Source organism: Streptomyces sp. Pv4-95 (genome assembly GCF_045782725.1).
Classification (GTDB): domain Bacteria; phylum Actinomycetota; class Actinomycetes; order Streptomycetales; family Streptomycetaceae; genus Streptomyces.
Genome location: NZ_CP127172.1, coordinates 1,718,568 through 1,736,811, shown reverse-complemented (window position 1 = coordinate 1,736,811; position 18,244 = coordinate 1,718,568). Strand labels below are relative to the sequence as shown.

Below are 18,244 nucleotides of genomic sequence, written 5' to 3'. Positions count from 1 at the left end.
GGGCGGTCGGTGGCACGCCCCGCCCTGCGGGCCCCGGCGGCGTCCGGCCGTGCCGTCCGCGGCATCCGGAGTTCACCTGCCGTCCAGCCCTCGTGTCAGTGGGGCGTGGTTCGATGGATACATGATCGATGCACTTCGTACCCAACCTTCGGGAGAAACCGCGAATACCGCCGATGTGGCCGCCGTCACCCCGACCGCCGCCGGTCCCGCCGTTCCCCGGTCCGCCGCCCCCGACCTTTCGGCGCTCGATTTCGCCGCCGTGGAGACCGCGATCCGCCGGGCCGCGGCCGACGAGATCATGCCGCGCTTCCGGCGGCTCGCCGCCGACGACATCGTCGAGAAGAACGGCCCGCATGACCTGGTCACCAGCGCCGACCGGCTGGCGGAGGAGCACCTCACCGCCGCGCTGACCGCTCTGCTCCCCGGTTCCCTGGTCGTCGGCGAGGAGTCGGTCCACGCCGACCCCACCGTCCTCCAGGCGCTGCACGGCGACGCCCCGGTCTGGATCGTCGACCCCGTCGACGGCACCCGCCAGTTCGTCCACGGCGACCCCGGCTTCGCGACGCTGGTCGCCCTCGCCCACCGCGGTGAGGTGCTGGCCTCGTGGACGTACGCCCCCGCACTGGAGTTGATGGCCATCGCCCGCCTCGGCGCCGGCGCCGAGCTGAACGGCGTCCCGCTGCGCACCGGCACCGCCGCCTCCGGCGCGGTCCTCGATGTGGCCATCTCCCACTACGACTTCACCGACGACGACCAGAAGCGGGTGCTCGCCGCCCTGGACACCGGCGGCATCGCCCCGCGCCCCTGCGGTTCGGCCGGCCTGGAGTATCTGCACGTCGCCCGCGGCGAGATCGACGCCACCGCCTTCAGCTGGGAGAACTGCTGGGACCACGCCGCCGGGCTGCTCCTGGTGCACGAGGCCGGCGGCGCGAGCGGCACGGTCGCCGGTGAGCCGTTCCGCATCGAGGGCGACAACGCGCTGCCCTTCACCGCGGCGAGGGACGAGGAGACCGCGCGGCGTATCCTCGGACTGCTGGCAGCCGCCAACTGACCCTCGACGGCGAGGGCCGGACGTGAGGGGAGTGGCGCAGGTGCCGAGGATGCTCGATGCCGTGGTGATCGGGGCGGGGCCCAACGGGCTGACGGCGGCGGTCGAACTGGCCCGCCGCGGAATGTCCGTCGAAGTCTTCGAGGCCCGCGACACCATCGGCGGCGGAGCCCGCACCGAGGAGCTGACCCTCCCCGGTTTCCGCCACGACCCCTGCTCGGCCGTGCACCCGCTCGGGCTGGGCTCGCCCGCCTTCGCCACCATGCCGCTGGAGCGCTACGGCCTGGAGTGGCTGCAGCCCGACCTCCCGATGGCCCACCCGTTCCCGGACGGCACGGCCGCCATACTGAGCCGGTCGGTGGGCGAGACCGCGATGTCCTTCGGCCCGCGCGACGCCGGGACCTACCGCAGGCTCGTCGCGCCGTTCATCGGCAAGTGGGACGCCATGGCGCGCGACTTCCTGCGCACCCAGTGGCTCGGCCTCCCCGGCGACCCGCTGACCTACGCCCGCTTCGGGCTGGTCGCGATGCAGCCGGTCCCGCTCCTCAACCGCCGCTTCCACGACGAGAAGGCGCGCGGCCTGCTGGCCGGCCTCGCGGCGCACTCCATGGCTCCGCTCGGCGGTCTCGGCACCTCCGGCATCGCCCTGATGTTCGCGCTCGCCGCGCACTCGCACGGCTGGCCGATCCCGCGCGGCGGCTCCCAGGCCATCTCCGACGCGCTCGCCGGTCTGCTGCGCGCCCACGGCGGTGTGGTGCACACCGACTTCGAGGTCAAGCGGCTCGACGATCTGCCGCCGGCCCGCGCCTATGTCTTCGACACCTCGCCGACCGCCCTCGCCAGGATCGCCGGCCTGGGCAACGCCTACCGCGACGTGCAGTACGGCGCCAGTGTCTTCAAGATCGACTACGCGCTTTCGGGTCCCGTGCCGTGGACGGCGAAGGACGCCCACCGGGCCGGCACCGTCCACATCGGCCCCACCAGCGGGGAGATCGGCGCCGCGCTGGACGCCGCCACCCAGGGCCGGGACCCGTCCGTGCCGTTCCTGATCACCGCTCAGCCCAGCCTGACCGACGCCACCCGCGCCCCCGAGGGCAAGCACGTCTTCTGGGCCTACGGCCATGTCCCCAACGGCTGGGAAGGCGACGCCACGGCCGTCGTCGAGCGGCAGATCGAGCGCTTCGCCCCGGGCTTCCGCGACCTCGTCCTGGCCCGCGCGGTCGCCGGGCCGCCCCAACTCGCCTCCCGCAACGCCAACTACGTCGGCGGCGACACCGCCACCGGCTCCGCGGCCGGCCTGCGCCTGCTCGTCCGGCCCAAGCTGACCCGGGTCCCCTACGAGACCGCCCACCCCGCCGTGTTCCTCTGCTCGCAGGCCGTACCGCCCGGCCCCGGGGTCCATGGCATGTCGGGGCACCACGCCGCCAAGGCGGTGTGGCGCCGCCTGCGTGCGGCGGGCCGGTAGACGCGGCGGGCCGGGTCGTCGGCCCGGCCCGCGTCGTCCACCGGCAACTCCGCGGGACACGCCCTAGGCTCGGCACATGAGCGCCTCCGACTCCGGTCACGACTCCGCCGTCGCCCTCACCCTCGTCCAGGGTGACATCACCGAACAGACCGTGGACGCCGTGGTCAACGCCGCCAACTCCTCCCTCCTGGGCGGCGGGGGAGTGGACGGCGCGATCCACCGCCGCGGCGGTCCCGAGATCCTCGCCGCCTGCCGTGCCCTGCGCGCCTCCCACTACGGCCGCGGCCTGGCCACCGGCGCGGCCGTCGCCACCACCGCCGGCCGGCTCCCGGCCCGCTGGGTGATCCACACCGTGGGCCCGGTGTACGCGGCCTCCGAGGACCGCAGCGACCTGCTGGCCTCCTGCTACCGCGAGTCGCTACGCGTCGCCGACAAGCTGAGCGCCCGCACCGTCGCCTTCCCCGCCATCTCCGCGGGCATCTACGGCTGGCCGCTGGACGACGCCGCCCGGATCGCGGTGGAAACCGTGCGGGCCGCGAGGACGGCGGTGGAGGAGGTGCGCTTCGTCCTCTTCGACGAGCGCGCGTACGCGGCTTTCGCCACGCAGGTGCGCTGACGCCGGACGTGTCCCTCGCCGGCCCGCGCCGTGGCGCCCTGGTCCGATGCGGTCCGAATCCAAGGGGCGGGGCCCCGTCGTGGTTCCGCGGCCCAAGGGGTGGGCAGAGGTGACGCAGAAGATCCGCAACGGGCCGAAGATCCGCAACGGCAGGAGAGCGACATGTCCGAACAGCACTGGAGCGCGGAGACCAGCGAGTTGCTCGACGACGCCAAGGAACTGGCGGCCAAGATCACGGACCCGGGGGCGAAGGCGGCGGCGCTGACGCAGATCGCCCAGGCGCTCCACCAGCGGGAGATGCTGCGCGAGCTGACCGGCATCCGGGCCCAGCTGGAAACCATCAGCGGCAACCTGGGGAAGGGCACGGCCAGGTGACGGGGCGTGGGCGAACCGCTCGCTCCGCCCCGCCCCACACGGCCCCGCCCCGCATCCGTCAGCCGGCCGCCCGCAGCGCGTAGGCGCGGACGTCCGCGTCCGCGTCGGACGCCATCCCCGCGAGGGCCTCGCGCACGCCCGGCCGCCCGGCGTGGGCCGCGAGGGCGCGTACCGCGGCCTTGCGCACGTCGGCGTGCCGGTCCGTCAGCGCGGACAGCAGCGCGGGCACGGCCGGGTCGGCGTCCGCGGCCGCCAGGGCGGTGGCCGCACCCGTGCGGACCTGCCAGGCCGGGTCGCCGAGCGCGGTCACCGCGGCCGCGTCGAAGGGCGGCGGGCAGCCGGTGGTCGCCAGGGCGGTGAGGGCCGCGGCCCGTACGAGGATGTCGCCGTCGCCCACCAGATCCTTCAGCCCCTCCGGCCCGCCGAGGGTGCCAAGACCGTGGGCCACGGCCACCCGTACCTCGCGTGCGGGGTCGGCGGCTGCGCGGGCCAGGGCGCCGGCCGCGTCGACGGAGACCAGGGCGCGCACGGCCTGGACGCGCACCTCCACGGCGGGGTCGTCGAGCGCGGTCGTGAAGAGGGCCGCGTCGCCGAGGCGCAGGGCGCGCAGCACCTCAAGAGCCGCCGAGCTGACGCGCGGGTCGTCCCGGCCGAGGGCGGCGGCGAGCGGTTCGCGCAGCGCCGCCTCCGCCGGCAGCACCTCCACCAGCTCCCGCAGGGACGCGGCGGCGGCTGCGCGGACCGCCGGATCGGCGTCGGCGAGGAGCGCGGCCAGCACCGGCCCTGTGCCGTCCGGGAGGCTCTCGGTCAGTGCGGCGACGGCGGCCCGGCGGACCGCCGGGTCGGCGTCGTCGAGGTAGCCGCGCAGCGCCGCGAGACCGGGCTGCTCCTCGGTGAGGGCGAGCAGCTCCAGGATGCGCGGCGAGCGGCCGGGGACGTGCGCCGCCTCGATCTCGCCGTCCGCGCCTGCCGGAGGTCCCGCGTCGCCGCCCGGCGCCGCTGTGCCGGAATCGCCGGGCGTCCGCGCGCCGGATCCCACCGGAGGGATGTCGCGGCGCCCGGCGGTGGCGACCTGTTCGGGGTGGACCTCGCCGATGAAACGGGCGGCGCCGCCCACCGGGGTGTACTCCTCGACCGGGACGAGGTAGGGATCGACCGGCCGCGCGGTGAACTCCATGGCTCCTGACGCCGACTTGCGCAGGTCCAGGTGGTGCAGCCAGTCGGTGTCGTCGCTGTGCGGGTGGTCGGTGCGCTCGTGGTAGAGGCCCCAGCGGGACTCGGTACGTGCCAGGGACGACCGCGCGGCCATCTCGGCGCAGTCGCGGATGAAGCTGACCTCGGCGCACCGCATCAGCTCGTGCGGTGTGCGGGCGCCCATGCCGTCGATGTCGTCCCGCATCCGCTCGAAGTGCTCGACGGCGAGCGACAGCCGGGCGCCGCTCTTGGGCGGTGCGACGTAGTCGTTGACGAAGCGGCGGAGCTTGTACTCGACCTGCGGCTGCGGCGGGCCGTCGGGGTGGCGCAGCGGACGGTAGATCAGCTCGTGGGCGGCGCGCAGCTGGCCGGCGGGCAACGCGCCCTCGTACGGCGTGCACCGGGCCGCGTCGGCGCCCGCCAGGTCACCGAAGACGAAGGCGCCGATCATGTAGTTGTGCGGCACGCAGGCCAGGTCGCCCGCCGCGTACAGACCGGGCACCGTGGTGCGGGCGTGCTCGTCGACGCGTACGCCGGAGGCCGAATGCCCGCCGCACAGCCCGATCTCGGAGATGTGCATCTCGATGTCGTGGGTGCGGTAGTCGTGCCCGCGCCCGGAGTGGAACGTGCCCCGGGTGGGGCGTTCGGTGGTGTGCAGGATCCCTTCGAGAGCCGCGACGGATTCCTCCGGGAGGTGGCTGAGCTTGAGGTAGACCGGGCCGCGTTCGGAGGCGACCTCGGCGGCGAACTCGGCCATCATCCGGCCCGACCAGTAGTCGGAGTCGACGAACCGCTCGCCGTGCCGGTTGACCTGGTAGCCGCCGAAGGGATTGGCGACGTAGGCGCAGGCCGGGCCGTTGTAGTCCTTGATCAGCGGGTTGATCTGGAAGCACTCGATGCCGGTGAGATCGGCCCCCGCGTGGTAGGCCATGGCGTAGCCGTCGCCGGCGTTCGTGGGGTTCTCGTAGGTGCCGTAGAGGTATCCGCTGGCGGGCAGGCCGAGCCGTCCGCAGGCGCCGGTCGCGAGGATCACCGCGCCCGCGCGGACGGTGACGAACTGTCCGGTGCGGGTGTTGAATCCCGCCGCGCCCACCGCCCGGCCGCCGGCGGTCAGCACCCGTACCGGCATGACGCGGTTCTCGATGCGGATCCGCTCGCGCATCTCGCGGCGGCGCAGCTGCCGGTAGAGGACCTTCTTGACGTCCTTGCCCTCGGGCATGGGCAGGACGTACGACCCGGAGCGGTGCACCTGGCGCACCGCGTACTCGCCGTGCTCGTCCTTCTCGAACTTCACGCCGTACGACTCCAGCCGCTGCACCATCGCGAAGCCGCGGGTCGCGGTCTGCCGGACGGTGGACTGGTCGACGATGCCGTCGTTGGCGCGGGTGATCTCCGCGACGTAGTCGTCCGGCTCGGCACGGCCGGGGATGACCGCGTTGTTGACGCCGTCCATGCCCATGGCCAGCGCGCCGGAGTGGCGGACGTGTGCCTTCTCCAACAGCAGTACGGACGAGCCGTGTTCGGCGGCGGTGAGGGCCGCCATGGTGCCGGCGGTGCCACCGCCGATGACGAGGACGTCACAGGACAGTTCCTCGGCGCTTTCGAGGGCGGGGATCTCCATGGCGGTGCCTTTCAGTTGCCGTGTCACGCCGGTCAGGGGGAGTGACGAGCCGGCCCGTTGACGGGCGCGGGAGCCGGGTGGCGGAGGTGGTGAGCCGTTGACGGGCCGTCAAGGGGGCAGGTCGGTGGCGGGGCAGGGGCCGTACCGTCCACCGGCCCGGCCGCGAGGCGGCCGAGGCCGGTGCCGGCGGGCATGCCGGTGGGGGCGTCCGTGGCGCGCCGGTCGGGTGCGCCGTTCAGTCCGTCGTACGGTCGCCGAGCGAGGCGAGGATCTCGCGGCGCAGCGCGACCGTCGCGGCGTCACGGTGTGCGGCGCGCTCCCGTGGCCGGGGGACCGCCCGCATCCGCCCGGTGCCGAGCAGCGCGACCCGGTCGCCGAGGAACAGCGCCTCGTCCACGTCATGGGTGACGAAGACGACGGTGGAGTGCGTGCCGCGCAGCACCGACACCAGCAACTCCTGCATCCCGGCGCGGGTTTGCGCGTCGAGGGCGCCGAACGGCTCGTCCATCAGGACGGCACGCGGATCCCCCGCCAGGGCGCGGGCGAGCTGCGCGCGTTGCCGCTGACCGCCGGATACTTGGTGCGGCAGCCGGCCGGCGTGCTCGGCGAGCCCTACCCGCCCCAGCCAGTCGTCCGCCCGCGCACGGCGCTCCGCGCGCGGTACGCCCCGGATGGCCAGCGGCAGGACGACGTTGGCCCGCAGGCTGCGCCAGGGCAGCAGCGCGTCCTCCTGGAAGACCAGCGCCCGGTCGGCGGCGGGCCGGTCGATCGGCTCCCCCTCCTGCCCGACCTGCCCGCCGAGCGGCGGCAGCAGACCGGCGAGGGTCCGCAGCAGGGTGGACTTGCCGCAGCCGGACGGTCCGACGACGGTCAGGATCTCGCCGGGGGCGACATCGAGGTCCAGGCCGCGCAGTACGGGACTGCCGGGGCGGCCGAGTGCGGCGTCACGGAGCGTCAGCCGCACGCCGCGGACCGGCGCCGGGGAGGGGACGGAAGTGGTGACGTCGGTACTGGTCACGACGGTGCTCGCTCTCCACGGGTAGGGGCGGCGCGGCCGGGCCGCCACCGGGCGCTGCCGGTGGACGGCTCGGGACGGGCGGCGGTGGTGCGCGGCAGCCAGCGGGTCACCCGGCGGCCCAGCACCTCCACCGCCGTGGAGGTGAGCCAGCCGAGCAGACCGATGGTGGCCATGCCGACGAAGACGCCCGGATAGTCGACGATCGTGTAGTCCTGCCAGGTGCGGTAGCCCACGCCGTACTCGCCGGAGATCATCTCGGCGGAGATCACACAGATCCAGGCGACGCCGATGCCCACCGAGAGTCCGCCGAGGATGCCGGGCAGAGCACCGGGCAGCACCACCGACCACAGGACGCGCCACCGCCCGCCGCCCATGGTGCGCACCGCTTCCTCCCAGACCGGCGTCAGGGCCCGTACGGCGTGCCGGGTGGAGACGGTGACCGGGAAGAACGCGGCGGCGAAGGTGATGAAGACGATGCCCTGCTCATTGCCGGGGAAGAGCAGGATCGCGACCGGCACCAGCGCGATCGCCGGTATGGGGCGCAGGACTTCGAGCAGCGGGCCGAGCAGATCGGCGGCGAGCGGCGACCGGGCGACGGCGGTGCCGACGGCGATGCCGAGGGCCGCCGCGAGGGCGAAGCCGCTGAGGATGCGTGTGAGGCTGTCGGTGAGGTCCTGCCAGTAGGTGGCACGGGCGAGCCGCAGGCCGAACTCGTGGGCGGTCTCGGTGACGGTCGGCAGCTGCGAGAAGCGCAGCCACCCGTTGACACCGAAGTGTGTGAGTAGCTGCCACAGGGCCAGTGCGGTGAGGATCGAGGCGGCGCGGCGGGCGTGGCGGCCCCAGGGCCTGCGCCGCCCGTTCCGGGCCGGAGCGCCGGTCTTCGGGGCACCCGCCACGGGTGCCGCCTGCTCGGCCGGGGCGCTCACTCGGCACGCTCCAGCGCGGCGGCGTAAGTGACGGTGCGGGCGCCCGGATGGCCCTCCACCCAGTGCCGGGCGGCCGCACCGGTGGCGAAGGGCAGAAGCCGCTCGCCGTCGCGGACCCAGACCGACCGGTTCGCGAACCAGCGGGTGCCGGTCGTCGCGTCGGCGACGTACGCGGCCCGGACCCGGCCCGGGTGCGCGGCGGCGAACCGCAGCAGGTCCGCCGGCGAGGCGAAGGAGTGCGTCCGGTCCTCGCCGCGCAACCACACCTCGTGCGCCGACGGATGGGCGGTGGAGCGCCGCGCCTTGGCGTAGCCGCTGCCGTACGACTGCTTGACGTACTGGTCGTCGACGAACGCGTCCACGTCGACGGGGCCGGTCAGCTTGGCCGCCCGGAGCACCGCGACGTCCTTCTTCAGGGCCGCGACGAGGGCCGGCTTGAGGGTGGGGTCGAAGGTCGCGATGCCGCCCGCGCCGTTGTAGAGGTAGACCACCTCGGGCGGCAGTCCGGTGGACTTCGCCACCCGCTGGGCGGCATCGACGGGATGGTCCTGCAGATACCGCGTCGCCGCACGCTGCGCCGTCAGGAACGCCTTGACCACGGCAGGCCGCTGGTCGGCGAACGCGTCGCGCACGGTGACGCCGTGGAACGTGGGCAGCTTCAGCGCGCCACCGTCGTACAGCGCCTTCGCCTTGCCCTGGAAGGCGAGCAGGCCCGGCCAGGCCACGAACTGCGAGAGGGCGTCCGCGCTGCCCGACTGCAGGGCCGAAGCACCCACCGCCGGCTGCTGGTTGAGCTTGTGGATACCGCGCTCGGGGTCGATCCCGGCCTGCTGGAGAGCCCGTACGAGGGTGCCGTCGGCGGCCGAACCGACGCTGGTGGAGACCTTCTTGCCGCGCAGGTCCGCGAGCGAGCGCAGCCGGGAGCCGGGCGCGGTGACGACGGTGTTGAGCGCGCCGCGCAGGTTGTAGCCGGTGGTGGAGATCAGCCTGGTGGGGGAGTCCAGCTGCTTGCCGCGGGCCGCGTTGAGCAGCAGCGGGAAGTCGCCCATCGAACCGATGTCGACCTTCCCCGCGACCATCTGCGCCGTGATCGGCGCACCGGTGGCGTAGTCCTGCCAGACGACCTTGTACGTCTTGCCGTCGCGGCGGCCCTGGGCGCGCAGCTCGCGTTCGAAGGAGCCGAGGGAGCGCAGCAGGGTGCCGGCGGTGACGGTGTTGATGGTCTTGGACTGGTAGCCGACGGTCACGGTCACCGTGTTGCCGTCCGAGGCGTCCGCTGCGGTGCCACAGGCGGTCAGCGAGGACAGCAGGGCCGTGGACAGGGCGGCGGCGAGCGCGGCACGGCGGGCCGGGCGGCCGGCCCGCGGGGGCGCGGACGGGGGCGGCAGCATGAGCGGGAGACCTTTCATCGCAACAGGTAGGGCATGTTGACCGTGACCGCGCCGGTCGGGCAGCGGGCGGCGCACGGGCCGCAGTACCAGCACTCGTCGACGTGCATGTACGCCTTGTCGCTTGCCGGGTCGATGGCGAGCGAGTCGAGCGGACACATGTCGACGCAGAGCGTGCAGCCGTCGATGCACTTGGACTCGTCGATGGTCACGGGCACGTCGGCGCGTTGGGGTGCGAGAGGCATGGCGGTCTCCAGAACACGGTGCGGGTGGGCGGATGAGAGTGCTGCGAGTGGGCGCAGCGGGGCACAACAGGGCGGAACAGTCCGGAGCGGTCCGGAGCAATCCGGAGCGGCGGCGGGTGCGGCGAAGACCGGCGGACCGGCGGTGAGTCGGGAGCGGACAGGGCGAAAGCAGCGCGCTGTCCACCATCGGCGGGCGCGCTTCGTCGGCAGGACTCGGGTGCGAATCGGCGCGTTCCCGGGTGGTACTGCGGTCCCCCTACCGGGGCCCTGCTCTCCCGACCCCTCTCCCGGCCCCTTGCGGGTTGCTCGCTTGTCCCTACGGCCTTGGGGGAGTGCGGAGTTCGAGCCTGCGGGCAGGTCGGCAGGGTCCCTGCTGCGCGCCCGCGTCGGGACAGCCGTACGGCGGCCGGCTGCCGGTACACCCGGCCAGGCGCCCGCGCGGCGCCGGGTCGGCGAGCTGCCGGGCGCGGTCGGCGCGGAGCCGGCCACGGCGGGTGGCCGGGACCTGGCTCGTGTGCTGGCGGATGCGTTCGGCTGGCATGCGGTGGACCATACCGACGCGAGGGCGCACATGGTGTTGCTGAAGTGTTGCGCCACCTGACGTTCCCCGGTCACCCCTTTGACCTGCTGCTTTGCCGTGCCGACGGCAAGATCTGCCACTTGCGCCGCATCGGGCGGGCCACCGCGGCGGTGCGCGGGCAGCGGCCGAACCAGCTGCACGGCTGTCACGATGGCAGGGTGAACGCCGTCGAGGACTCCGCCGAGGTCACCGTTCGCGCCGCCACCGGCGACCTGCAGCCCGTGGTGGAACGGCTGGCGCAGTTGGAGCGCCATGACCTGTCCGAATTCCGAGGGACCGGGCCGTACGCCGACGGCCGGTTCCACGTCGGCGAGCTGCCCCTGTTCTTCACCGGGCCGGGCCGCGCCGCCCACCTCATCCACCACGGCTCCCGGCTCGCCGGATTCGCGCTGACCCGGCGCCTCGACGCCGCCACCTCCCTCAGCGCGTTCTTCGTCGTCCGGGCCCTGCGCCGGCGCCGGGTCGGGCATCGGGCCGCCCTGGAACTGCTGCGCCGGCAGCCCGGCCCCTGGGCGATCGCCTTTCAGGAGGACAACCCGGCGGCCGCGCCGTTCTGGCGGAAGGTAGCCACCGCGGCCGTCGGCCCGGCCTGGCACGAGGAACGGCGTCCGGTCCTCGGCCACCCCGAACTTCCTCCGGACGTCTGGCTGTTGTTCGATACCAGTGGTCAGCGGTAGGCACATCGGCGGAGCGGGGTCGGCAGCCGGCGCCGGGACGTCAGCGGTCGACCGGTCCGTTGAGCGGGAGGAGAAGCGAAGGTGACCGAGCAGCGCTATCCGGCGATCGAGCCGTACGACACGGGGATGCTCGACGTCGGCGACGGCAACCTCGTGTACTGGGAGGTCTGCGGCAATCCCGGCGGCAAGCCCGCCCTGGTCGTCCACGGCGGACCGGGGTCCGGCTGCACGGCCGGCGCACGCCGGCACTTCGACCCCGGCCGCTACCGCACCGTCCTGTTCGACCAACGAGGCTGCGGACGGAGCACCCCGCACGCGAGCGACCCGGCCACCGACATGCGGTACAACACCACCGGCCATCTGCTCGCCGACATGGAGCGGCTGCGGGAGCACCTCGGTATCGAACGCTGGCTGCTGTTCGGCGGTTCGTGGGGTTCGACCCTGCTCCTGGCGTACGCGGAGCGCCACCCGCACCGCGTGTCGGAGATCGTCATCCCCGGCGTCACGACGACCCGGCGCTCGGAGATCGACTGGCTCTACCGGGGCGTCGGCCGGTTCTTCCCCGAGGAGTGGGAGCGCTTCGCCGCCGGCGCCCGCGGCGCGCCCCGCGACGGCGACCTCCTCGGGGCGTACGCCCGCCTGGTGGCCGACCCCGACCCCGCCGTCCGGGAGCGGGCGACCGCCGACTGGTGCGCCTGGGAGGACGCGGTCCTCTCCCTGGAGCCGTCCGGCAGCGCCCATCCGTACGGCGACCGGCCGTCCGCGGCCCGGATGGCGCTGGTCCGGATCTGCTCGCACTACTTCTCCCACGGCGCATGGCTGGAGGAAGGCGCCCTGCTGCGCGGCGCCGGGCGGCTCGCCGGCATCCCCGGAATGCTCATCCACGGCCGTCAGGACATGGCCGGCCCCCTCGGCACCGCCTGGGAGCTGTCCCGGGCCTGGCCCGACGCCCGGCTGATCGTCCTCGACGACGCCGGGCACAAGGGGAGCGACACCACGCAGGCGCAGGTGATCGCGGCGCTCGACCGGTATGCCGGGACCTGACCCGCCGGGCGCCCCGGGGGCGGGTGCGTCCGGTCTCCGGCACCGCGACCTCGATGTCGGATTCTCGCCAGCCGGAGAGGTGGCGACTGAGGAATCCTGAGGTCATGCACACCGACACCGAGCGCTGCGTGCGCGCCGTGCAGTCCAAGGACGCCCGCTTCGACGGCTGGTTCTACACCGCCGTGCTCACGACCCGTATCTACTGCCGCCCCAGCTGCCCGGTGGTGCCGCCCAAGCCCGAGAACATGAGCTTCTACCCGAGCGCCGCCGCCGCCCAGCAGGCCGGGTTCCGTGCCTGCAAGCGCTGCCGCCCGGACGCCAGCCCCGGCTCGCCGCAGTGGGACGAGCGGGCCGACCTCGTCGCCCGCGCCATGCGGCTGATCGCGGACGGTGTCGTCGACCGCGAGGGCGTCCCGGGCCTGGCCGGCAGGCTCGGCTACAGCCCCCGCCAGATAGAGCGCCAGCTCCTCGCCGAACTCGGCGCGGGACCACTCGCCCTGGCCCGCGCCCAGCGCGCCCAGACCGCCCGGCTGCTGGTGGAAACCACCGCACTGCCGATGGCCGAAATCGCCTTCGCCGCCGGCTTCGCCAGCATCCGTACCTTCAACGAGACCGTGCGCGAGGTCTTCGCGCTCGCCCCGACCGCGCTGCGCGAGCGGGCCAGGCCCGGCCCGCGCACCGCCGCCCCCGGCACGCTCGCACTGCGGCTCCCCTTTCGACAGCCGCTGAACCCCGACAACCTCTTCGGGCATCTCGCGGCCACCGCAGTCCCCGGCGTCGAGGAGTGGCGGGACGGCGCCTACCGCCGCACCCTGGCGCTGCCCTACGGCCACGGCATCGTCGCCCTCTCGCCCCGCCCCGACCACATCGACTGCCGGCTGTCCCTCACCGATCTGCGCGACCTGGCGGGCGCCATCGCCCGCTGCCGCCGGATGCTCGACCTCGACGCGGACCCGGAGGCCGTCGACGGGCTGCTGCGCGAGGATCCGCAGCTGGCCCCGCTCGTCAACAAGGCGCCGGGCCGGCGCGTCCCGCGCACCGTCGACGCCGACGAGTTCGCGGTCCGCGCCGTCCTCGGCCAGCAGGTCTCCACCGCGGCCGCCCGCACCCACGCGGCCCGGCTGGTCCTCGCCCACGGCGAGAGGATCGACGACGCGAGCGGCGGCCTCAGCCACCTCTTCCCGTCCGCCGCGGCACTCGCCGAGCTGGATCCGGAGTCCCTGGCCATGCCCCGCACCCGCCGCGCCACGCTCACCGGCGTCATCGCGGGCCTGGCCTCCGGCGGCCTGCACCTCGGTGTGGGCAGTGACCGGGAGGAGGCCCGCGCCCGGCTCGCGGAGCTGCCGGGCGTCGGGCCGTGGACCGTCGAATGCATCGCGATGCGCGCCCTCGGCGATCCCGACGCCTTCACCCCCACCGACCTCGGTCTGCGCCGCGCCGCCGCACGGCTCGGTCTGCCCGACACCCCCGCGGCCCTCGTCAAGCACTCCGCGATCTGGAGTCCCTGGCGTGCCTACGCCGTCCAGTACCTCTGGGCCACGGACGACCACCCCATCAACCGTCTCCCCACGAACTGAGACCCGCTGCCATGACCCTTCCCATGCCCCGGCACTCCGACCTCGACGGGCACCCCGAGCCATCCCATCGCCCCGAGGACCCCGATCGGAGCGCAGGCGATCAGGCCCGCACCCACACCGTCGTGGACGACACACCGGTGGGCCCGCTGACCCTCGTCGCCGAAGGCTCCGCCCTCACCGGCCTCTACATGACCGACCAGCGCCACCGCCCGCCCCAGGAGAACTTCGGTCTCCCCGCGGACCCCCGCGAGGAGCCCTACGCCGCGACCATCGCCCAGCTCACGGCATATTTCCGCGGTGAGTTGACCACCTTCGACCTGCCCCTGGCGCTGCGCGGCACCCCGTTCCAGCGGCGCGTCTGGGCGGCCCTGTGCACCATCCCGTACGGCGAGACGCTCAGCTACGGACAGCTCGCCGCACGTCTCGGCGCCCCGTCGGCAGCCCGCGCGGTAGGGCTGGCCAACGGACGCAACCCGGTGGGGATCATCGTCCCCTGCCACCGCGTCGTCGGCGCCAACGGCAGCCTCACCGGTTACGGCGGCGGCCTGGACCGCAAGCGCCGCCTGCTCGACTTCGAGCGCGAGGACAGTGGCCTGTTCCCCGCGGAGACCTGCGGCTGAGGCCGGGCAGCCGGGAGCCCGAGCCGCGTTACGCCCCGCGGCGAAAGGGCTCCGCGGCCCCTGCGCGCAGCGGCCGCGGAACAGCGCACCTCACGCCGACGCGCCGGAAGCACCCGCGGGCGGCACGCCGTCCTCCAGCTCCGCGGGGCCGCCGCCCTCCGCGAGGACCTTGAGGGCGACACCGAGGCGCAGCGCCATCTGCGCGCTCACGAGGGTCTGCGCCTCGTCGAAGTGCACCAGCCGCCAGGACAGCAGCTCCTCCTCCTGGAGCCGGACGGCGGCGAGCCGGTCCGCGTCCAGCACCCCACCGTCGAAGAGGTACGACACCAGCGGCGGCCGGCCCTCCCCCCGGACCCAGTCGACGGTGAGCAGCGCGCCCAGCTCGACGTCCAGGCCGATCTCCTCGGCGGTCTCGCGGCGGGCGGCCTGCCGGGGCGACTCCCCGGCGTCCGACTCGACGGTCCCGCCCGGCACGAGCCAGGTGTCGCGATAGTTGGGCTCCACCAGCAGGATGCGGCCCTCCGCATCCCGGAAGACGGCGCCCGCACCCGCGAGCACACGGGGCAGTCCGGCGAGGTAAGTGGCGTAATCCAAGGTCGTCACGGCGCGAGCCTAGAGCGTGTCCGACGGATCTTCGAGCGCGCACGAGGACGCGTCCGACCTCGCCCGGGACCGGTGTGCCCTGTTCGCCGGGCCGCAACCCGGATAAGGTCACAGCGGCGCGACTGCCAGTTCGAAAGCAAGGGGAAACACGGTGGCGGACGCAGCAAGGACCAACACAGCACATGTGCTGATCGCCGCGGACAAGTTCAAGGGTTCGCTCACGGCCGTCGAGGTCGCCGAGCACGTCACGGCCGGTCTGCGACGCGTGATCCCCACGTTGGACGTGGCGGCCATCCCGGTCGCGGACGGCGGCGACGGCACGGTCGCCGCGGCGCTGGCGGCCGGCTTCACCCGGCACCAGGCCCGGGTCACCGGCCCCACCGGAAGTCCGGTGACGGCCACCTTCGCGCTGCGCGCCGACGGCACCGCGGTGGTGGAGATGGCGGAGGCATCCGGACTGCAACACCTCCCGGAGGGCGTCTTCGCCCCCCTCACGGCGACCACGTTCGGCACCGGCGAGCTGCTCCTCGCGGCGCTCGACGCGGGCGCGACCTCGATCGTCTTCGGCGTCGGCGGCAGCGCCACGACCGATGGCGGCGCGGGGATGCTCGCGGCGCTCGGCGCCCGGTTCCTGGACGCGGACGGCGTGCCGGTGGCGCCCGGCGGCGGCCCGCTCAAGGATCTCGCCACGGCGGATCTGTCGGGCCTCGACCCCCGGCTGGAGCACACCGAGATCGTGCTCGCCAGCGACGTCGACAACCCGCTCACCGGCCCGAAGGGCGCGCCCGCGGTCTACGGCCCGCAGAAGGGCGCGAGCGAGGAGGACGTCGCGGCGCTGGACGCCGCCCTCGCGCACTACGCCGAGGTACTGGAGCGCGCCGTCGGCACCAAGGCCGCGGAGCACGCCCTGGCGCCCGGAGCGGGCGCGGCGGGCGGTATCGGGTACGGCGCGCTGGTCGGCCTCGACGCGGCGTTCCGCCCGGGTATCGACGTCATGCTCGATGTGCTGGGCTTCGCGCCCGCCCTGGCCCGCGCCACCTTCGTCATCACCGGCGAGGGCTCGCTCGACCAGCAGACGCTGCACGGCAAGGCGCCCGCGGGGGTGGCCGCCGCCGCGCGGGCCGCGGGCATCGACGTGGTCGCGGTCTGCGGCCGGCTCGCGCTGTCCCAGGACGCGCTGGTCGCGGCAGGCATCCGGCGCGCCTACGCGCTGACGGAGCTGGAGCCCGACCCCGCGCGCTGCATGGCCGAGGCCGGCCCGCTGCTGGAGCGGGCGGCGGAGAGCCTGGCCCGCGACTTCCTGCTCTGAGCGAGCGGCAGGGAGGGCCGGCACCGGGCGCCTTCGCCCGGCACCGGCCCTCCCTGCTCCTTGTGGACGGGAAGAGCCGGGCACCGGCCTCCCCGAACTCCTCGGCCGGGAGAAGCCTTCAGGGACTTGCCTGCGCGGGCCTCTCCAGGCGCCCGCAGAGGCTCGCGCAGCCCCGCACACGGCTCAGGGCCCCACAAGGCCCTCTCCGCCCACACACGGGCTGCCACAGGCCCACAGGATCCTGAATGAAACGCGAGAGCCCCGAGCGCGGATGCGCTCGGGGCTCTCGGCGTTGTGGTGCGTGTGCGCTACGGAAGCTGCGCGGCACGCGCCTCGCGACGGTTGTCGCGGAAGGTGTTGACCCGCCGGGCAGTGGCGAACAGCGGGATCATCGCGCCCATCACCACCTGCAGGGCGCAGCCGGTCTGCAGCAGCAGCTGGCCGCCGGGGGCGTCCAGCGCCCAGGCAGCGAGCATGCCCATGCTGAGCACGATCCAGCTGAGCATCGCCACCGCGAGCCGCCCCCGCGGCTTGGGGTACTCGACCCGGCTCACCATCAGCCAGGCCACCCCGATGATCGCCAGCAGCGTCGGCAGGAACGGCAGCTCCAGCAGCACGATGGCGACGACGGTCAGGGCGCCGAACGGACTCGGCATGCCCTGGAAGATTCCGTCGCGCAGCGTGACGCAGGAGAACCGCGCGAGCCGCAGCACCACCGCCAGCAGCACCACGACCGCCGCGACCACCGACACCCGCTGGTGCGCGTCCTGGGCGACCATGCCCCAGGTCACGACGAAGTAGGCGGGTGCGAGGCCGAAGCTGATCAGGTCGGAGAGGTTGTCCAGCTCGGCCCCCATCGCGGAGCTGCGCAGCTTGCGGGCCACCAGTCCGTCGAAGAGGTCGAACACCGAAGCGAGCAGCATCAGGATCACGGCCATGGCCGCGCTGTGCCGGGCCATGCCGCCGTCCTCGGTCCCCGTCAGGTGCGGGATGAGGACGCCGGTGGTCGTGAAGTACACGGCCATGAAGCCGCAGATCGCGTTGCCGAGGGTGAGGGTGTCCGCTATTGACAGCCGCGTGGACAGCGGCATGTCGTCCTCTTCCTCGGTCTCGGGTGCCCAGCCCGCCTGCGTCTCGGGATCAATCACGGTCAAGACGAGTCACCCCCGCGGTGGTGGTCTGGCCGACCTCGACCGCGGCCTCGACGCCCTCCGGGAGGTAGACGTCGACCCGCGAGCCGAAGCGGATCAAGCCGATGCGGTCGCCCTGCTCGACCTTGGTGCCCTGGGGCACGTACGGGACGATGCGGCGCGCGACCGCGCCGGCGATCTGCACCATCTCGATGTCGCCGAGCTCGGTGTCGAAGTGCCAGACGACCCGCTCGTTGTTCTCGCTCTCCTTGTTGAACGCCGGAACGAATCCACCGGGGATGTGCTCCACGGACGTCACCGTGCCGGCCAGCGGCGCGCGGTTGACATGCACGTTCAACGGGCTCATGAAGATCGCGACGCGGGTGCGTCCGTCCTTCCACGGCATGATGCTCTGCACCACGCCGTCGGCCGGGGAGATGACGCGGCCCTGAGCGATCTCCCGCTCCGGGTCGCGGAAGAACCACAGCATGCCCGCCGCCAGCGCGGTGGTGGGCACGGCGACAGCAGCCCAGCGGCCCGACCGGCGGGACCGGGCGAGGCTGACCGCTGCCGTGGCGACGGTCGGCAGGAGCCACGGCGACGCTCCGCGCGCGAGGCGGACACGACCGCGTTGTGCAGAGGATTGGCTGTGGGGCATGGATGACCTTCGTAGCGGAGGATGCCGCGTAGGGGTACGGGGGACGGCGGCTTTCCGGGGATGCTATCGGTTGCGGGCGGCAACTGGCCAAGAGCCAGAGCCAATCCATGGCCGAAGAACGATGACGGGGTGTGATCTTCGTCAAGACGA

18 protein-coding genes are annotated in these 18,244 nt (G+C 73.9%); 9 read left to right on the top strand and 9 right to left on the bottom strand.

From position 1 onward, the window contains the following. The first annotated feature begins 121 nt into the window (after positions 1-121). From QOM21_RS07855 to QOM21_RS07840, 4 genes are all read left to right on the top strand, one after another. Positions 122-1,051 carry an inositol monophosphatase family protein gene (locus QOM21_RS07855; protein WP_407549020.1) on the top strand — a complete coding sequence of 310 codons (930 nt, stop codon included), beginning with the start codon at positions 122-124 and terminating at the stop codon, positions 1,049-1,051. 40 nt (positions 1,052-1,091) lie between these two features. Further along, positions 1,092-2,513: a phytoene desaturase family protein gene (locus QOM21_RS07850; protein WP_407549019.1), complete on the top strand. Its 1,422-nt coding sequence runs from the start codon at positions 1,092-1,094 to the stop codon at positions 2,511-2,513. A 76-nt stretch (positions 2,514-2,589) separates the two neighbouring features. Then, positions 2,590-3,129 (top strand): O-acetyl-ADP-ribose deacetylase, encoded by a 540-nt coding sequence (locus QOM21_RS07845; RefSeq protein ID WP_407549018.1) that lies wholly within the window; start codon positions 2,590-2,592, stop codon positions 3,127-3,129. A gap of 162 nt (positions 3,130-3,291) precedes the next feature. Then, positions 3,292-3,504, top strand: a complete 213-nt coding sequence (locus QOM21_RS07840; RefSeq protein WP_407549017.1) for a hypothetical protein — start codon at positions 3,292-3,294, stop codon at positions 3,502-3,504. Positions 3,505-3,562: 58 nt separating this feature from the next. On the opposite strand, the gene QOM21_RS07835 is transcribed toward QOM21_RS07840, so the two are convergent. From QOM21_RS07835 to QOM21_RS07810, 6 genes are all read right to left on the bottom strand, one after another. Further along, entirely contained in the window at positions 3,563-6,319 is a 2,757-nt protein-coding gene (locus tag QOM21_RS07835; protein ID WP_407549016.1) for a fumarate reductase/succinate dehydrogenase flavoprotein subunit, read from the bottom strand. A 235-nt stretch (positions 6,320-6,554) separates the two neighbouring features. Continuing rightward, entirely contained in the window at positions 6,555-7,337 is a 783-nt protein-coding gene (locus tag QOM21_RS07830; protein ID WP_407549015.1) for an ABC transporter ATP-binding protein, read from the bottom strand. Then, positions 7,334-8,263 (bottom strand): ABC transporter permease, encoded by a 930-nt coding sequence (locus QOM21_RS07825; protein WP_407549014.1) that lies wholly within the window; start codon positions 8,261-8,263, stop codon positions 7,334-7,336. Before QOM21_RS07825 ends, QOM21_RS07830 begins: the two co-directional genes overlap by 4 nt. Then, a complete protein-coding gene (locus QOM21_RS07820; protein ID WP_407549013.1) occupies positions 8,260-9,654 on the bottom strand; it encodes an ABC transporter substrate-binding protein in 1,395 nt (464 codons plus the stop codon). The genes QOM21_RS07825 and QOM21_RS07820 overlap by 4 nt, the downstream gene beginning before the upstream one ends. A 14-nt stretch (positions 9,655-9,668) precedes the next feature. Beyond that, positions 9,669-9,896 carry a ferredoxin family protein gene (locus QOM21_RS07815; protein ID WP_393891784.1) on the bottom strand — a complete coding sequence of 76 codons (228 nt, stop codon included), beginning with the start codon at positions 9,894-9,896 and terminating at the stop codon, positions 9,669-9,671. Positions 9,897-10,212: 316 nt separating this feature from the next. After that, positions 10,213-10,437, bottom strand: a complete 225-nt coding sequence (locus QOM21_RS07810; RefSeq protein WP_407549012.1) for a hypothetical protein — start codon at positions 10,435-10,437, stop codon at positions 10,213-10,215. A gap of 197 nt (positions 10,438-10,634) precedes the next feature. On the opposite strand from QOM21_RS07810, the gene QOM21_RS07805 reads away from it, so the two are divergent. The 4 genes from QOM21_RS07805 (at position 10,635) to QOM21_RS07790 (ending at position 14,394) form a co-directional block, all read left to right on the top strand. Beyond that, the gene (locus QOM21_RS07805; RefSeq protein WP_407549011.1) at positions 10,635-11,153 is read left to right on the top strand and encodes a GNAT family N-acetyltransferase; all 519 of its coding nucleotides are present in this window, start codon (positions 10,635-10,637) and stop codon (positions 11,151-11,153) included. 81 nt (positions 11,154-11,234) lie between these two features. Beyond that, positions 11,235-12,197, top strand: a complete 963-nt coding sequence (pip, locus tag QOM21_RS07800; RefSeq protein WP_407549010.1) for a prolyl aminopeptidase — start codon at positions 11,235-11,237, stop codon at positions 12,195-12,197. 104 nt (positions 12,198-12,301) lie between these two features. After that, positions 12,302-13,774 carry an AlkA N-terminal domain-containing protein gene (locus QOM21_RS07795; RefSeq protein WP_407549009.1) on the top strand — a complete coding sequence of 491 codons (1,473 nt, stop codon included), beginning with the start codon at positions 12,302-12,304 and terminating at the stop codon, positions 13,772-13,774. An 11-nt stretch (positions 13,775-13,785) separates the two neighbouring features. After that, positions 13,786-14,394 (top strand): methylated-DNA--[protein]-cysteine S-methyltransferase, encoded by a 609-nt coding sequence (locus QOM21_RS07790; RefSeq protein WP_407549008.1) that lies wholly within the window; start codon positions 13,786-13,788, stop codon positions 14,392-14,394. 90 nt (positions 14,395-14,484) lie between these two features. Here the strand turns inward: QOM21_RS07790 and QOM21_RS07785 are convergent, their stop codons facing one another. After that, positions 14,485-14,997 (bottom strand): NUDIX domain-containing protein, encoded by a 513-nt coding sequence (locus tag QOM21_RS07785; RefSeq protein WP_407549007.1) that lies wholly within the window; start codon positions 14,995-14,997, stop codon positions 14,485-14,487. 184 nt (positions 14,998-15,181) lie between these two features. On the opposite strand from QOM21_RS07785, the gene QOM21_RS07780 reads away from it, so the two are divergent. Next, positions 15,182-16,306 carry a glycerate kinase gene (locus QOM21_RS07780; protein WP_407555605.1) on the top strand — a complete coding sequence of 375 codons (1,125 nt, stop codon included), beginning with the start codon at positions 15,182-15,184 and terminating at the stop codon, positions 16,304-16,306. 308 nt (positions 16,307-16,614) lie between these two features. On the opposite strand, the gene pssA is transcribed toward QOM21_RS07780, so the two are convergent. Further along, the gene (gene pssA / locus QOM21_RS07775) at positions 16,615-17,460 is read right to left on the bottom strand and encodes a CDP-diacylglycerol--serine O-phosphatidyltransferase (RefSeq protein WP_393891778.1); all 846 of its coding nucleotides are present in this window, start codon (positions 17,458-17,460) and stop codon (positions 16,615-16,617) included. After that, on the bottom strand, positions 17,447-18,094 hold the full coding sequence (locus QOM21_RS07770; RefSeq protein ID WP_407549006.1) for a phosphatidylserine decarboxylase: 648 nt from the start codon (positions 18,092-18,094) through the stop codon (positions 17,447-17,449). Before QOM21_RS07770 ends, pssA begins: the two co-directional genes overlap by 14 nt. Positions 18,095-18,244: the final 150 nt, after the last annotated feature.

Coding starts and splice junctions, on each gene's coding strand:
- QOM21_RS07855 (WP_407549020.1), top strand. CDS start 122: ATGATCGATGCACTTCGTACCCAACCTTCGGGAGAAACCGCGAATACC.
- QOM21_RS07845 (WP_407549018.1), top strand. CDS start 2,590: ATGAGCGCCTCCGACTCCGGTCACGACTCCGCCGTCGCCCTCACCCTC.
- QOM21_RS07840 (WP_407549017.1), top strand. CDS start 3,292: ATGTCCGAACAGCACTGGAGCGCGGAGACCAGCGAGTTGCTCGACGAC.
- QOM21_RS07835 (WP_407549016.1), bottom strand. CDS start 6,319: ATGGAGATCCCCGCCCTCGAAAGCGCCGAGGAACTGTCCTGTGACGTC.
- QOM21_RS07820 (WP_407549013.1), bottom strand. CDS start 9,654: ATGCTGCCGCCCCCGTCCGCGCCCCCGCGGGCCGGCCGCCCGGCCCGC.
- QOM21_RS07815 (WP_393891784.1), bottom strand. CDS start 9,896: ATGCCTCTCGCACCCCAACGCGCCGACGTGCCCGTGACCATCGACGAG.
- QOM21_RS07810 (WP_407549012.1), bottom strand. CDS start 10,437: ATGCCAGCCGAACGCATCCGCCAGCACACGAGCCAGGTCCCGGCCACC.
- QOM21_RS07795 (WP_407549009.1), top strand. CDS start 12,302: ATGCACACCGACACCGAGCGCTGCGTGCGCGCCGTGCAGTCCAAGGAC.
- QOM21_RS07790 (WP_407549008.1), top strand. CDS start 13,786: ATGACCCTTCCCATGCCCCGGCACTCCGACCTCGACGGGCACCCCGAG.
- QOM21_RS07770 (WP_407549006.1), bottom strand. CDS start 18,094: ATGCCCCACAGCCAATCCTCTGCACAACGCGGTCGTGTCCGCCTCGCG.